The 13756-nt window shown below is 46.1% G+C and carries 13 protein-coding genes; 3 read left to right on the top strand and 10 right to left on the bottom strand.

Annotated elements, in window-relative coordinates:
* The 8 genes from J2T16_RS23430 to J2T16_RS23465 all read right to left on the bottom strand — a co-directional run bounded on the left by J2T16_RS23430 (window position 1) and on the right by J2T16_RS23465 (window position 7945).
* Window positions 1-1863, bottom strand: a complete 1863-nt coding sequence (locus tag J2T16_RS23430; protein ID WP_499019407.1) for a transglycosylase domain-containing protein — start codon at window positions 1861-1863, stop codon at window positions 1-3.
* Window positions 1864-1871: 8 nt separating this feature from the next.
* Entirely contained in the window at window positions 1872-2312 is a 441-nt protein-coding gene (locus J2T16_RS23435; RefSeq protein ID WP_336122044.1) for a hypothetical protein, read from the bottom strand.
* Window positions 2313-2460: 148 nt separating this feature from the next.
* Window positions 2461-3594: a sensor histidine kinase gene (locus tag J2T16_RS23440; protein ID WP_336122043.1), complete on the bottom strand. Its 1134-nt coding sequence runs from the start codon at window positions 3592-3594 to the stop codon at window positions 2461-2463.
* A 30-nt stretch (window positions 3595-3624) separates the two neighbouring features.
* Window positions 3625-4329, bottom strand: a complete 705-nt coding sequence (locus tag J2T16_RS23445) for a response regulator transcription factor (RefSeq protein WP_090917965.1) — start codon at window positions 4327-4329, stop codon at window positions 3625-3627.
* Window positions 4330-4450: 121 nt separating this feature from the next.
* Window positions 4451-4918: a DinB family protein gene (locus tag J2T16_RS23450; protein WP_244159254.1), complete on the bottom strand. Its 468-nt coding sequence runs from the start codon at window positions 4916-4918 to the stop codon at window positions 4451-4453.
* A 224-nt stretch (window positions 4919-5142) separates the two neighbouring features.
* Window positions 5143-6093: a DUF1963 domain-containing protein gene (locus J2T16_RS23455; protein ID WP_336122041.1), complete on the bottom strand. Its 951-nt coding sequence runs from the start codon at window positions 6091-6093 to the stop codon at window positions 5143-5145.
* A gap of 146 nt (window positions 6094-6239) precedes the next feature.
* Window positions 6240-7529, bottom strand: coding sequence for an ammonium transporter (locus J2T16_RS23460; RefSeq protein WP_090917973.1), 1290 nt, complete (start codon window positions 7527-7529; stop codon window positions 6240-6242).
* A complete protein-coding gene (locus J2T16_RS23465; RefSeq protein ID WP_221787233.1) occupies window positions 7526-7945 on the bottom strand; it encodes a hypothetical protein in 420 nt (139 codons plus the stop codon). Before J2T16_RS23465 ends, J2T16_RS23460 begins: the two co-directional genes overlap by 4 nt.
* Before the next feature lie 294 nt (window positions 7946-8239).
* Between J2T16_RS23465 and J2T16_RS23470 the strand changes: the two genes are divergently transcribed.
* Window positions 8240-8731 (top strand): DinB family protein, encoded by a 492-nt coding sequence (locus J2T16_RS23470; RefSeq protein ID WP_341181762.1) that lies wholly within the window; start codon window positions 8240-8242, stop codon window positions 8729-8731.
* A 76-nt stretch (window positions 8732-8807) separates the two neighbouring features.
* Here J2T16_RS23470 and J2T16_RS23475 read toward each other — a convergent pair whose 3' ends face one another.
* Window positions 8808-9344 carry a GNAT family N-acetyltransferase gene (locus tag J2T16_RS23475; protein WP_154887320.1) on the bottom strand — a complete coding sequence of 179 codons (537 nt, stop codon included), beginning with the start codon at window positions 9342-9344 and terminating at the stop codon, window positions 8808-8810.
* A 396-nt stretch (window positions 9345-9740) separates the two neighbouring features.
* Complete coding sequence (locus tag J2T16_RS23480; RefSeq protein WP_499019380.1) at window positions 9741-10793, bottom strand: M23 family metallopeptidase; 1053 nt, start codon at window positions 10791-10793, stop codon at window positions 9741-9743.
* A gap of 223 nt (window positions 10794-11016) precedes the next feature.
* Between J2T16_RS23480 and J2T16_RS23485 the strand changes: the two genes are divergently transcribed.
* The gene (locus tag J2T16_RS23485) at window positions 11017-11784 is read left to right on the top strand and encodes a response regulator transcription factor (RefSeq protein WP_221787239.1); all 768 of its coding nucleotides are present in this window, start codon (window positions 11017-11019) and stop codon (window positions 11782-11784) included.
* Window positions 11781-13532, top strand: a complete 1752-nt coding sequence (locus tag J2T16_RS23490; protein WP_221787246.1) for a sensor histidine kinase — start codon at window positions 11781-11783, stop codon at window positions 13530-13532. Before J2T16_RS23485 ends, J2T16_RS23490 begins: the two co-directional genes overlap by 4 nt.
* The last annotated feature ends 224 nt before the right edge of the window (window positions 13533-13756 follow it).

A 13756-nucleotide genomic window follows, 5' to 3' on the forward strand; every position in this document is an offset into this window, starting at 1 on the left:
TTATTGGTTGCTACGTTTCATCACCGTTCCGAACAGCTCAGCGGCAGTTCCGCTTCCTGACTTTAAGTAATGTTTCGCATCCGTATAATCGAATCCCATCCACACGACCCCCGTCCATTTCCTTGTATATCCGGCAAACCAGATATCCCGATTTGCTTGCTTGGGCACATTCGGCAATGCGGCTTGTGTCGTACCCGTTTTGCCAGCCACATGATCATCAGGCAACTGGGCACGCTTTCCTGTTCCTTGGCTCACGACAAGCTGCAGCATGTTCGTTATTTCTTGAGCCGTTCGCCTCGTGATAACTTGTTTGTTCTCTGAGCGATGGCTATAGATAATTTGCCCTCGGGCATCCGTTATTTCGTGTATAAGGTGTGCACGATTGAATCTCCCTTCATTGGCAAAAACAGCATATGCTTGTGCAAGCTTGAGCGGCGAGACACCTTGATGTATCCCCCCAAGAGCAACGGACAGATTCATATCTTCATCCTGTAATTGAATTCCTAGTCGCTCAGCGAACCCTTTGGCTTGGTTCAACCCGATCTCGTGTAACAACCAAACCGCAGGCGCATTGATTGATTTTTGCAGCGCCTCCGACAAAGATACCGTACCTCTGTACCTTCCTCCCACATTGCCCGGCTGGTAATTCCCGTAACGCGTAGGTCGGTCAGGAAGCATACTTGATGGCTCGAATTGTCCGGACTCCAATGCAGGGCCATAGACGATGACGGGTTTAAATACGGATCCTGGTTGCCTTGCATCCTTCATAGCACGATTCATATCTCCCTTCACAGGATTTCGTCCACCCATCATTCCTTTCACTTCACCGTTATGTTGATCAAGTATTACCATACTGGCCTGTACCTGTTGAGTTTCTCGGTCATCCGGAAACCAGACATGCTCCGCGAATGTTTCCTCCATTGCCCGCTGCACACTTGCATTCAAGCCCGTTCGAATGGTCCATCCTGCGGAACGAATCTCGTCCTCACCCTTGCCGGTGAGAAGTGAAGCCTCCTGCAAAACTGCATCTAAGGCAGACGTATAGGAAGGCTTCTCCATTGGGGACGTAAGTGTCGTTGAAAGGCTCGCCATATTGGGAGGAGGTGCTTGGTATTCAACAGCTACAGCCTCTTGCATCTGTTTGCTCGTAATGATTCCCTGTTCGTGCATCATGGAGAGAACGACATTACGTCGCTCTTGGGAAAGAATCTCGTTATCCACCGGATTGTATATAGAAGGCCCCTTGGGAATACCCGCGAGCGTGGCGATCTGCCAGAGTTTTAACCGTTTCAAATCTTTCACACCGAAATAACGCCATGCTGCTGCCTTGACTCCATACTGCTGCCGTCCCATGTAAATCCGGTTCAGATACATTTCCAGGATTTCGTCCTTCGAATACTTCGTTTCCATCTCGATCGCAATGGATAACTCGTTTATTTTACGGATGAAGTTCTTGTTGGCGTTCAGATACAGATTTCTAGCCAGTTGCTGTGTGATCGAACTCCCGCCCTGGCTCCAATTCATATGTAGTATATTTTCTACCATTGCCCTGCCAACACCCATGACGTCTAGACCCGCATGTCGGTAGAAACGCCGATCCTCGGTCACTAAAAAGGCCTGTTTTAGCATATCCGGCATTTCTTGCAGATCGGCATACGCCATATATCCTCCGTTTGGTGTCGTCAACCTGATGATCTCTTGTCCAGCCTCATCCAGAATGACGGTTGATGACACTTGATGCATAACTTCCGGTTGATGGCGAATCACCATTTTTCCATACGAAAACAAATAGATGTACAGTAGCACTAGTAGAACCGCTACAATAACAGCAACATCGTACAGTCGATATATGGAACGTTTCATCTTCACATTTAACATGATGGTTCCTCTGATTTAACCTTCATTTCAGAGCAATCTTTATTCGCTGTAAGCGCCGCAATCGCATTAATCTGATCACTCAATTGCCGCAGCTCACCACCGCTCAGGATTTGAATGGGTGCAGGATTCCGGCTCTTAGCAAGTTCATTAGTTCCCCGCACAAGAGCTTGCATGTCTTCGCTTATTTTCTGAGAACGAATCCAGAAAAATAAAAGAAACAAACCTCCGCCCATAAGCAACCCGATCGGTTTCTTTCCTATATGATTGATACTCCAATGTACAAGGTCGGTAAACCAGACAGCTTCATGGAACATCAAGCGATAAGCTAATCTCATGATCTGGTACATAACAAAAAGAAGCACGATGCTGAGAACCGCGCTTGCTCCGCAAATATAGATGTATTTCATTCGAACGGTGTTAAATCTTGAACTCATCTTCGGTACCCTCCTCATACTTCGAACAGATTGATAGAGGTAGCATACCGAATAGTTCTTAAAGAAGCGTTGTTAACTTCTTATCAAATTCTTAATTTACATATCCAAAGCTTAATATGAGAGGTATGATATGAACATTCTACTCTTCCTACTCTTCCAATGGCGTATGGACGGGTGGTTTTATGGCCGGAAAACGGGTAACAAAATCCGTCCGGCCCTGATCGCTATAAGCGGCAATCTGCCCCTGATGCAGTTCTATCATGGATTTGGCAATGGCAAGTCCCAATCCTGTGCCTCCTGTATCACGAGAACGTGATTTATCTACCCGATAGAAACGTTCAAACAGATGTGGCAAGTCCTGAGCGGGAATCGGTTCCCCGTAATTACTAATACGCACCACAGCTTCTCCCTCTTCAAGAACAAGGCCAATTTCCATTACTTTGCCCTTAGCGCCATATCGAATCGCGTTGCTGAACAAGTTTTCATAGGCTCTAACGAGTTCTCCCGGAGCAGCCTGAATCCATAGTGGCTCTTGGCCTCCAACGATCGTATAGGTCATGCCTGCTTCTTCAAGCATTGGAGCAAATTCTTCGGCGAGTTGCATCAGGAACGGGGTCAGATTCAGTGGTCTTAAAGACAACGGCAGACTTCCGCCGCTGACTCGAGTATATTCAAACAAATCATCAATGAGCTTGCGCAAAGTCAGAGATTTCTCATAAGCGATACTGACGTAATAACGCATCTCTAATTCATCCTGATACCGATCCTTCTCGATATACTCCAAAAATCCAAGAATCGAGGTTAAGGGTGTCCTCAAATCATGCGAGATGCCTGTAATCAGATCATTTTTGGCTGCAACTGCACTCCGTTCTTCCTGAAGAGATCTCTGGAGTTGTTCCGCCATCTGATTGATGCTCGCCGCAACAACACCAAACTCATCCGAAGTCTTCACCGCAATCCGATGTGACAGTTCTCCTTTGGCTACTTCCTGGATACCCGCCGTGATCTCATCCAGTACAACCATCACTTTGCGGGTGAACAGAAAGAAAAACAGCACAAAACTAATGATTCCTACAGCAATCATCAGCGGAACAGAGCCAATATGATTCACTAGCCAGCGAACCACTTGCCCGGGAATCGTATAATTCGGATATTGCTGATTTTCCAGAATCGTCTCGCCCACTTTGCCTGCTCCATACAATATCACCGCAGTCAAAATGCCACTTAACAGAAATGCGTAAATAAACTTCCAGCGTACCGTATTAATCCATTTCGAATTCATGGTAGAAACTCCCTGCTTGTGACGTACAACCTAAATCGGTTTAATCATCTTATATCCGACACCCCATACGGTCTGAATGAACTTCGGATGTTTACTGTCATGCTCAATCTTCTCACGAAGTTTACGAATGTGCACCATAACCGTGTTGTTAGACTCCATGAATTCTTCTTTCCAGACTTGGCGGTAAATCTGTTCCATACTAAGTACCGATCCTTGATGCCTTGCGAGCAGTTCAAGCACTGCAAATTCCCGGGGTGTAAGATGCACAGGTTTGTCATCCAGCCACACTTCATGTGTGTCTGTATTAATAATCAGATCATCAATGATCCATTCATGCTCCTTGCTCTCCCTGCCCTCATTAAACGTATGGTATCTGCGAAGCTGGGATTTAGCTCTCGCCACAAGCTCAAGCGGATTGAACGGCTTGGTTAAATAATCATCAGCGCCGATGCTTAAACCGGTTATTTTATCGATATCCGTACTTTTTGCAGACAGCATTATAATTGGCATTTTCTGCTCTTCGCGAATTTTCATGCAGGCTTCGATTCCGTCCATATTGGGCATCATGACGTCCAGAATAATGAGATCAATGTCTTCCGTCTTAAGCACCTCTAGAGCCTGTATTCCGTCATTCGCAGTAAAAATCCGGTACCCTTCATTGCCAAAATAAATTTCCATCAGTTTAATAATATCCTGCTCATCATCGACAAGCAGTATGGATGCTGGTTGTGCCACGGCATTTTTCCTTTCTGCTTCACAAATGCTACATCGGTTAACCCAACTACTAATGCAATCTATCTGTTCACAGTATACCACTTTGGAATTAACCTGATATGTATTGATGATATGTATTCGTTTAGGCAAACATCGCTGTCTTGGGTTCTCTTCCCGTCAAGGTTAACATCGTATAGAGTTGTCCCCTGTGATGGTACATATGCCCCATCATTTCAAGTAACCATTCCAGACGGCTATAGGAAGCACCCCAATAGGATGTTGTTACATGAAGCAATTCTTCCGTCGTAAACTGCATGTAACGCTGGTATAGGAAGTTCCGGTTCTCTATGAGAGAATCCTTGATCTGGTTCACAGAACACACGCGGTTCTCTTGATAAAATCGAGTCATTTCCTCTTCTGATGCACCTTCGGATATGTACAGATCTGCGCGACAGACTAACGCTAGATGCGAAAGTAACTCCCTTATAGAACGCTTGCCCTCAATCGGAGTCAGGTCCAAATCTTCTTCACTTAACTGATCGCAAATATCAACTAATGATGCAACCGCCGTATCAATATGTTTGAATGCAGACTGAATCAATATTATCACTTCCTTTTCATCCCATTATATAGAACATATGATCTCATTTCAACCTATGTACTTCCTTTAACTATTTAAACACGCCGGCGCCTCTGATTAACATATGCGCACAAAAAAAAGTCCCTCCTCCTCTTATAAACGGGGATTCAGGACATTTTGTTACAGCTATTGAATAAATATTCACCTAATTTATGGAATGGCAGTTGGCCTGGGTAATAAAAATGAACTAAAACTTAACTGGAATAAATCGAACAACATGTATGATCAAATTGCTCAGCCTCCAGGTCAGCACCTCGAATGAAGAACTGTAATTCACCGCAATCCAGCCACTGAAAACCGATAGCATCATTCGTATCTATTTTTAACAGCAGCAGTGTGTCCGATAATTCCTCCCACGTGCGCTCTTCTTCTCCATCGTAATGCGCGGTCAGCTTCTTCACACATTCCTGCTCACTGCCGTTGTGTGCCTCACCCAGCTCAATATAACTCAACGCCCGGTGTTCTGCATCGGGATGCTGCCCATCGGGGTAACCAAACATGCCGCCCCAATTAAGCGGGCTTGGGTGATTCCAGTCTGATTCGAATTCCAGATAACGGTCTAGCCAACGGCCTCCGAGAGCTCCCTTTGAATTGGAAACTGCCTCTGAGGCTTTCCCCTGTTCATCCAACGCCGCAGCATCTATGTACGCATATGTAGGAAGCTCAAGGTTAGGCAAGACGGTAACCGAATGCGCTATCGTAGGTTCTCCCCCCAGAGCAGTGGCCCCGTCCGGTTCGCGTTTTACAAGATTATATGTAGATGGTTCATAGATCACTCGATGTTCAATCGGATAAGCTGCATCCACACTGCCAATAAAAAAGTACAACATACCCCGCTCCGGCAACGTTCCGCGCCCGTCATTCGGTGTATACGGAGACAAATCCACCATATTCAGCTGGGCCAGAAAAGTCATTGGCACCCCGTCCTTCGTAAGCGGCCAGTCCAGATCATCCGGCAGATCAGGATGTCCGCCAACACGCGAATTTCCTGTTCTGCGATATTCATCCGTTGTGGACACATCCAGGCGAATACCCCAGCGCCCAGCATCCAGCACCAGATCGGCAACAGCACCGAGACCGTATTCTTCTTCGAGGGTTTTACGTGCTTTTCTAGTCAGACGTTCACATTGTTCCGGCTTAATCATATAGATCCTCCCTTTTTGACGTTACACCTATGCTGAGACTTATTCACGTTCACACCTGTATATTCTTCCGCCTTGTCTTTTTTCCCTGCTTTCTGTGTAAAAAAGAGGCTGACCTTCGTCAGCCCCTATCTTTTCATATACTTTTGTTATCGATTTGAATCAGAGGACTTCTGCTGATAAGCAATCATATGCTCCTCGCCATCCAGAAATTCATGCGACTGGTGCGCAGCCATCACCCCATGATAACTGATGTCCAGACCAAGGTCTTCCTCTTCCTCGGTCGAACGGACAGGAACCACTTTGCCAATGAGCTTCAGTCCGAACCAGGTCATTGCGAATCCCCAGACGACCAGTGCAGTCAGACCCAGCACCTGAACACCAAGCAACTTCCAGCCGCCGCCCATGAACAAACCTCCGTCCGTGGCAAACAGACCTACAGCAACCGTCCCCCACATTCCCGAAACGGCATGAACCGGGAAAGCACCTACCGGATCATCAATGCGCATGCGATCCAGCCAGTTCGTAGCAGCCATCATCAACAGACCGGAGACTGCGCCGATGAATATTGCTGCCAGATCACCTACAAATGCACAGCCTGCTGTGATGCCTACCAGTCCAGCAAGTGAACCGTTAATCACGGACGGTGCATCGGAACGATTAAAGCGGAACAAGGTATAGAGCAACGTAGCCGCACCACCCGCAGCTGCGGATAGCATCGTAACGATGGCGATGTGACCGATTCTGACATCCGTCGCACTCAATGTACTTCCCGCATTAAACCCAAACCAGCCAAACCATAACAGGAAAGCACCTACCGATGCCAGTGGCAGATTGCTTGGCAATGCAATCGCACTTACACCAAGTGGTGTGTATTTCCCTTTACGTGGCCCGATAATAATAGCTGCCGCCAGTGCAGAGAAACCGCCCAGTGCGTGAATCACCGCTGAACCGGCGAAATCTTGCATACCGAGCTGACTGAGCCAGCCGCCACCCCAAGCCCAGTGTCCACCAATCGGATAAATAATCGCCGTCATCAGGATGATATATAGTAGGTATGCACGGAAATTAATCCGTTCAGCTACGGCACCGGATACGATTGAAATGACCGCAATCGTGAACGCGGCTTGGAATAGCCAAAACGTCTCCAGGGATACCGGAACGTTCAGATGAGAGAGATCACCATTCAGGAAAAAACCTGTCACTCCAATAAACCCTCCAGCATCTGAACCATACATCAAGCCAAAACCAATCGCGTAAAACAATAATGTGCCAATCGTAATATCAGCAAATACTTTCATGATAATATTCACACTATTTTTATAACGTACAAACCCAGCCTCCAGCAGGGCAAATCCGCCCTCCATCAACAAAATCATCGCTGCGCTGAGAACAACCCAGACCGTGTCGATCCCGGAGCTTAACGTTTCCAAAGTCATGCCTGCACATCCTCCGTTTCACTAAGCTGTCTGATCTCGCGGATAATTTCAGGCGAAAGCTCAATCTCTTCCTGCCGATTATGATCAGCGCTCTGAATACGTTCCATAATCTGATCAAGATCACGGATGCGCCTGCGAATCTGCTCCATCTTGCGGAATCGTTCCTTCACCTGCACCATGTATTCCACCGCTTGGTGATGAGAAGCCGGACGTCCCGCAAACCATTTGCGAACAGGAGACAGCGACTGATAAGCCACTTCCTCGGCTCGTCGTTTTTGTTCAAACTGTTCAATCTTCTGCTTTAGCGTTTCGATCTCATTTTCTTTTTTGACCTTCAACCGTTCGATAAGGTACAATAGATCGGACGATGATATTTGCAATGCTGTATGGTGATACACCTCGTCGATTACTAACATATCATGTCAGGACTCCTTACATATCAAGTTACTTGTTACCGATTATAGTTTGCCGGGGTGTGCCCGTCAATCTTTTTTTCGTTTTATGAAAGCCGTTGTATACAATTCAGCATACCCAATTTAAGGGTATGTTTTTTATTTTTTCCTCAAGTTCACCTAACAAGGGGTAATATAGGTAAAGTTCGCATTTGCTCATTTTGTGTTTTATGCTGGTTAAACAGGGTCTTATATGTTCGGTTGGACATATAGAAACAGTAATGTTATTGTAATAAACCTAAAGAGAGGATGTTTATGATGTTTGAACGTAATGACGAAATACGTAACCAAATCTGGGAGGCTATCTCCGGGTTAGATGAAGATCAATTGAACCGGAAACCTTCCCCGGAACAGTGGAGCATTATGCAAGTGTTACGGCACTTGAATCTGATGGAAAATGTCATCACCAAGCAAGCTCGTCTTGCAGTGGAAAAAGAACAGAATGTGTCCATTGAGAAAAAGCCTTATGAAATGTCTCTGGACCGCAGCAGATCTGTCGAAGCCCCTCCTCATGTGCAACCACCAACTGAGCCTGAGAGACTTGCGGATATTCGTAGGGATCTGGCTGAGTCCCATCAAGCACTGGAACAGTTTGCACGCGAGCATGATGTTGCCCTGTTACGTAGTAAGTCGTTCCCTCACCCGGCGTTCGGTGAATTGGATCTGGCACAATGGATCGATTTTACAAGCTACCACGAGGAACGTCATCTGGGACAGATTCGAGAGATCAAGCAGCAACTGGGACTGTAAATGGGTTCGTGGTTTGTAAAATAAGCAAAAAACCTCCGCATTCCACTTATAGTGGATACGGAGGTTTTTTCTTTATTTAAATCTGCGCCTCTTTCAGGCGGTGATCAGCTCCAACTTTTTTGCCCAGAATCACAAGGTCTCGATCCACGCCATCCAGCACCGCCACTTCCGGATAAAATCCCCACTGTTCGAAGCCATGCTTGCGCAATAACCCCAGGCTCGGCTCGTTATGCCCGAATACAAATCCTAGAATCGTCGTGATTCCCAGCTCAGGACAAGCCTCGAATACCGTATTCAGCAGCAACCCACCGGCCCCAATTCCACGGCACTGCTGATCGACGTATACACTGACTTCTACCGTCCCATTGTATGCTGGTCGCCCATAAAACGAACTCAAACTGGCCCATGCGACAACCTGCCCATCCCGTTTCATGACCCATAGAGGACGACGATCCGGTGTATGCTCATTAAACCATGGCAAACGCTGCTCTACCGTCACCGGCTCCAAATCCGCCGTTACCATGCGGCTCTCGATAGTTGAATTATAAATCTCTACAATTCTCGGCAAGTCTTCGAGACATGCATATTCGATCTGTACCTTTTCCAGTGCCATTCCCTATTCCTCCATTGACCTCTATAAGTTGAACTAAGAATTTACACAGTCCACTCCAATGACAGAATAACCTTTCAATCGCTGTTATCCCCAGATTTTTTTGATTCCCTTTTCCAAAGGGAAAAATCCGGTGATAAAGGCGCTAAGCTTATGCTTCCGATGTAGCTTTCTTGCAGAAAGCTTTTAGCTTCACTTTTTCAGGTTTTTTCTGTCCTCTCCGTTAAAGTGTAAATAAAATTTTCACCTTATCCAGCTCTAATCTCATTCACAACCAAGTTCAAGACTATAATTAATTATAGACGCTATTATAATGGAAAAAGGAAGCTGGCGTACAGCATGTAGAATATCCATACCTACACAACAAGCGTTAGCCAACAATAGTGCCGTCTTACCCGCTTACTCCGGCAGTCCCTGAACGGTATTCCCCCTTGTCAACTCCTGGCTCTGATCGGCCCAGCGAATATTGAGGGAACGTGACGTGAACAGGTCTGGACCATCGGATACCTGGAAGTGCAAGTGAGCTTCACTGGAGTTGCCCGAATTACCCAGATCCCCGATGTGATCCCCCTGCTTGACTTTTTCCCCTTTTTTCACCGCTACACTGCCTTTTTTGATATGGCCCGTGATACTGTATTCTTTATTGCCATGATCGATAACCACATAATTACCCGCCGGTTCTTCCGGATTCATCACGCCGGGTACATTATCCTCGATATCATTTTTGATCTCAACTACCGTACCATCCGCAGCAGCATAGAGCGGCTGACCAAACGCATAATAGTTAGCATTATCCTTGGCATCGCCCTGATAACTCGCCCCGTCTTTCGTCTGAACAATATCGAGTGCATAGCGCTGTGTTTCATGCTCGTAATGATAATTCTCCATAACACTATGACCTCCCCAGAAGACATACATCTCTCCTTTCATCGGGAACTGAAACTCAGTCTTGGTCAGCTTGTTATCTGTATCGGGATGTGGTTCCAGTGGAGTAATGCTTAATCCGGCAATCTGATGATCTTCTGTAAAATAAGCGAGGATCCCCTTGGTTCCTGAATCGTCTGTCCACGCATGTTCCGTCAAACCATTCATCTCAGAATCTACCACCTGCTTCCACGACTTCACTCCTTTCAAAAAGCTGTCAGCAGACGCCTTGAAATCTTCCAAGGAAACAGCTTGCTTCATGTCAGGAGTAAACTGATTATAAATGGCATCTTTGGAGCCCTTCGTCAATGTATCCATGAGATTATCTGGTGTTACCTGTTGAGCTGTCGAACCATCATTTTGTTCTTTGCTTGAAGTGTCACCGTTATCCTTTTGATCCTTTACCTGTTCTGTAGCTTGCTTCTCAGCCTGCTCTGCTTCGTCGGAGGTAATTTTGTTACTTGTACAAGCAGAGAGTACAGCACATGCTGTCACGGTTAGAAGGAGTAGTTTCCATTTCCTATTCATCATTCAACACCCTTTCTGTTTATCTTTTCTTACTTACCTCAAATCTACATCATGAGTCTTATGGTTTGTCTAACCTTCACTTACATCTAGTTAAATTTATCGCCCTACCTAAGCTTTATAATTAAGCTTCTGTTAAGGCAACCTATCTTCCAATTGGTCTCAAGAATGTTATGATGGGCAATATACCAAGAAAGAGAGTTAAGAAGGAGGTTAGCATTACATCATGGATCATGTCTCACTACTGCTTGTTGATGATGAACAAGCGATTTTACATATGCTCAAAACCGTACTGCTCAAAGAAAAGTTTCTCGATATTGATACGGTCACTACAGGTGAAGCAGCGCTCGAAGCATGCAACAACAAAACGTATCATTGTATCGTGCTTGATATTATGCTTCCAGGGAAAAGCGGCTTGGAAATCTGCCCTTTTCTAAGGCAGGTCACAGATGCTCCTATCCTGTTTCTAACCGCCAAAACAACGGACTATGACAAACTGACCGGATTTGCCGTTGGCGGTGATGATTATGTCGTCAAACCGTTTAACCCGCTGGAAGTTGTTGCAAGAATTAAATCGTTGCTTAATCGCTATTTGCCTTCTAAGACAGTCGTTTTGCAGCAACAACAAAACATTCCATCACACGTAAATACGTCATCTTCTGACCTATCACAAGGCATTTATGATTTTGGACGATTCCAAGTATTCGAACTGGCTGGGGAGCTTCGCGTTGAAGGACAGGCTGTAACCTGCCCGGCACTGGTGTTCCAGTTGCTTCTCTTCTTCTGCAAACATCCGAACCGAATCTTCACCAAGTCTGAACTGTATGAACGGGTGTGGGGTTCAGAAGCCATTAGCGACGATAACACCGTTATGGTGCATATCCACCGCATTCGGGAACGCATTGAAAAAGATCCTTCCAATCCGGCTTTTCTTGTTAATGTGCGCGGTTTGGGGTACAAACTGATCCAGCCTAGCAACCTGTCACGGACATGAGTATTCGCCGTAAGTTATTAACTCGCTTCATCGGTATGCTCACTGGCACGGTCATTCTGATTATTTTGCTAGGATCACTGGCTACCATTTGGGTTTTGCAAAAAGTGAATGAAGTGAATATTGTAGATGACTTCGCAGTTAACGGACTGGATCAGCTCATTAATTCAGCGGAGATCATGCCGGACAATACCATACGCTATGATCCCGAACTATTGAAGCAAGTCGATAAAAATCAGGGCTGGCTGCAGGTGCTCGATGAAAAAGGTTTTGTTATTGACGATTATCACGTTCCTTCCGATGTGCCTGCTCACTACAAACCTGGCGAATTAATTGCCTACTCGGAAGGTAATAAAGAATTTCCATACCAGCTATCCATGCTGATCCGGGAGAAGGACGGGAAATATTTTACGTTGTTATACGGAGAGCGAAATGCGGCCAAATCCTTACTTGATGAGATCCGTCCAAAGCTGTCGTATGAGGGCGGCAAACTGACTGTGAAACCTGCGGAGCAAGAAACGATTCGCAAAGCAGATGCCTACATCCAAATATTGGACCCTTATGGAAAAGAAATCGACTCTTATAACAAACCGGCCGTAGGCGTGCCGAACCAGTACAGTATTCAGGATCTCGTTCTCCAAGTTCGTTACCCGAATCGTTCAGGCATATCGGTCGCCACATGGTACGATAACCAAAACGAAACGACCTGGATGGTAAGTGTACGGATTGATTCAACTGTCGTTGAGAAACAGAATCCATACGCTTTTATTCTTGAACCGGCGCTAATCGTCCTAATCTTGTCCATCGTTGCGCTGCTGATTTTACTCGCTTTATGGTACGCTAATCGATTCGGTGCTCCGATGCTGCACATGCTTCAGTGGTTGCAACGTCTGGAGAAAGGACAGTATGAGGAACCAACCGGGGCAGCAGGTATTCCGCGGAGCCAACGCCGCAATGGAAAATGGAAACGTAAATACCAAGTGTATGGCGACGTACTCCACTCCATGCAAGCTTTGTCCCATACACTCAAGCAGGATGAGGAACTACGGAAACAAACCGATTCCCTTCGAGAGGAATGGATCGCTGGCATCACGCATGATCTCAAGACACCTCTTTCCTCCATTCAGGGATACGCGCATATGCTGGAAACGGACAAATACACCTGGACGGCTGAAGAAGTTCGAGAATTCGCAGGCATCATGATCGACAAATCCATGTATATGGACAGACTTGTGAACGATCTTGCGATGACCTATCGGTTGCGGAGTGGAGGATATCAACCTGAGGTTGAACGAAATGACGTAAATACGCTACTTCGTAATCTCGTGCAGCGAGCCGAGCGCAACCCTGCGTACGGTGAAGGACGTATTGTCTTTCAATCTGCAGACGCGCCTGTCTATGGGCTAGTACACGTTCCTTCTTTTGAACGGATTGTAGATAATCTCACCGCTAATGCTCTGCTGCACAACCCATCCGAGTCTGTCCTCGTTGTTCGTGTCGAGGCGGGTGAACGTGACGGTGAATTTACAATCGAGTTTGCCGATAATGGACGAGGCATGAGCCCCGAAACCGTGTGGAAGCTATTTGAACGGTATTACCGTGGTACAGATACGGGAACAAGTGATGTTGGATCAGGACTCGGCATGGCTGTCACCAGAGGCTTAATTGAGGCAATGAAAGGTCGAATTGAAGTGTCTTCCACACCTGGAGAAGGAACAACGATTCGATTAATCTGGATGCAAAATGCATAAGAAATGGGCTAGCCTGCATTTGAATATTCCACTTGACCTTTCCATTTTCAGTCTATATAATCGGTTCTCAAGTAACACCTGTTCCGATGGTTACATTAAGTTTTGCACACTACAGGATCAACAGATCTGAAATATCCCTGTGTTATTCAACTCGTTGCATCCTTCATATTTAGCGATGACCAGAGACATGATTTGCATTGCGTGCTGCCCAGAGAGAGAAGGGA

Source organism: Paenibacillus intestini, assembly GCF_030803945.1.
In the GTDB taxonomy this organism is placed as follows: domain Bacteria; phylum Bacillota; class Bacilli; order Paenibacillales; family Paenibacillaceae; genus Paenibacillus; species Paenibacillus polysaccharolyticus.

Coding starts and splice junctions, on each gene's coding strand:
- J2T16_RS23430 (WP_499019407.1), bottom strand. CDS start 1,863: ATGAAACGTTCCATATATCGACTGTACGATGTTGCTGTTATTGTAGCG.
- J2T16_RS23435 (WP_336122044.1), bottom strand. CDS start 2,312: ATGAGTTCAAGATTTAACACCGTTCGAATGAAATACATCTATATTTGC.
- J2T16_RS23440 (WP_336122043.1), bottom strand. CDS start 3,594: ATGAATTCGAAATGGATTAATACGGTACGCTGGAAGTTTATTTACGCA.
- J2T16_RS23455 (WP_336122041.1), bottom strand. CDS start 6,093: ATGATTAAGCCGGAACAATGTGAACGTCTGACTAGAAAAGCACGTAAA.
- J2T16_RS23460 (WP_090917973.1), bottom strand. CDS start 7,529: ATGACTTTGGAAACGTTAAGCTCCGGGATCGACACGGTCTGGGTTGTT.
- J2T16_RS23465 (WP_221787233.1), bottom strand. CDS start 7,945: ATGTTAGTAATCGACGAGGTGTATCACCATACAGCATTGCAAATATCA.
- J2T16_RS23470 (WP_341181762.1), top strand. CDS start 8,240: ATGTTTGAACGTAATGACGAAATACGTAACCAAATCTGGGAGGCTATC.
- J2T16_RS23475 (WP_154887320.1), bottom strand. CDS start 9,344: ATGGCACTGGAAAAGGTACAGATCGAATATGCATGTCTCGAAGACTTG.
- J2T16_RS23480 (WP_499019380.1), bottom strand. CDS start 10,793: ATGAATAGGAAATGGAAACTACTCCTTCTAACCGTGACAGCATGTGCT.
- J2T16_RS23485 (WP_221787239.1), top strand. CDS start 11,017: ATGGATCATGTCTCACTACTGCTTGTTGATGATGAACAAGCGATTTTA.
- J2T16_RS23490 (WP_221787246.1), top strand. CDS start 11,781: ATGAGTATTCGCCGTAAGTTATTAACTCGCTTCATCGGTATGCTCACT.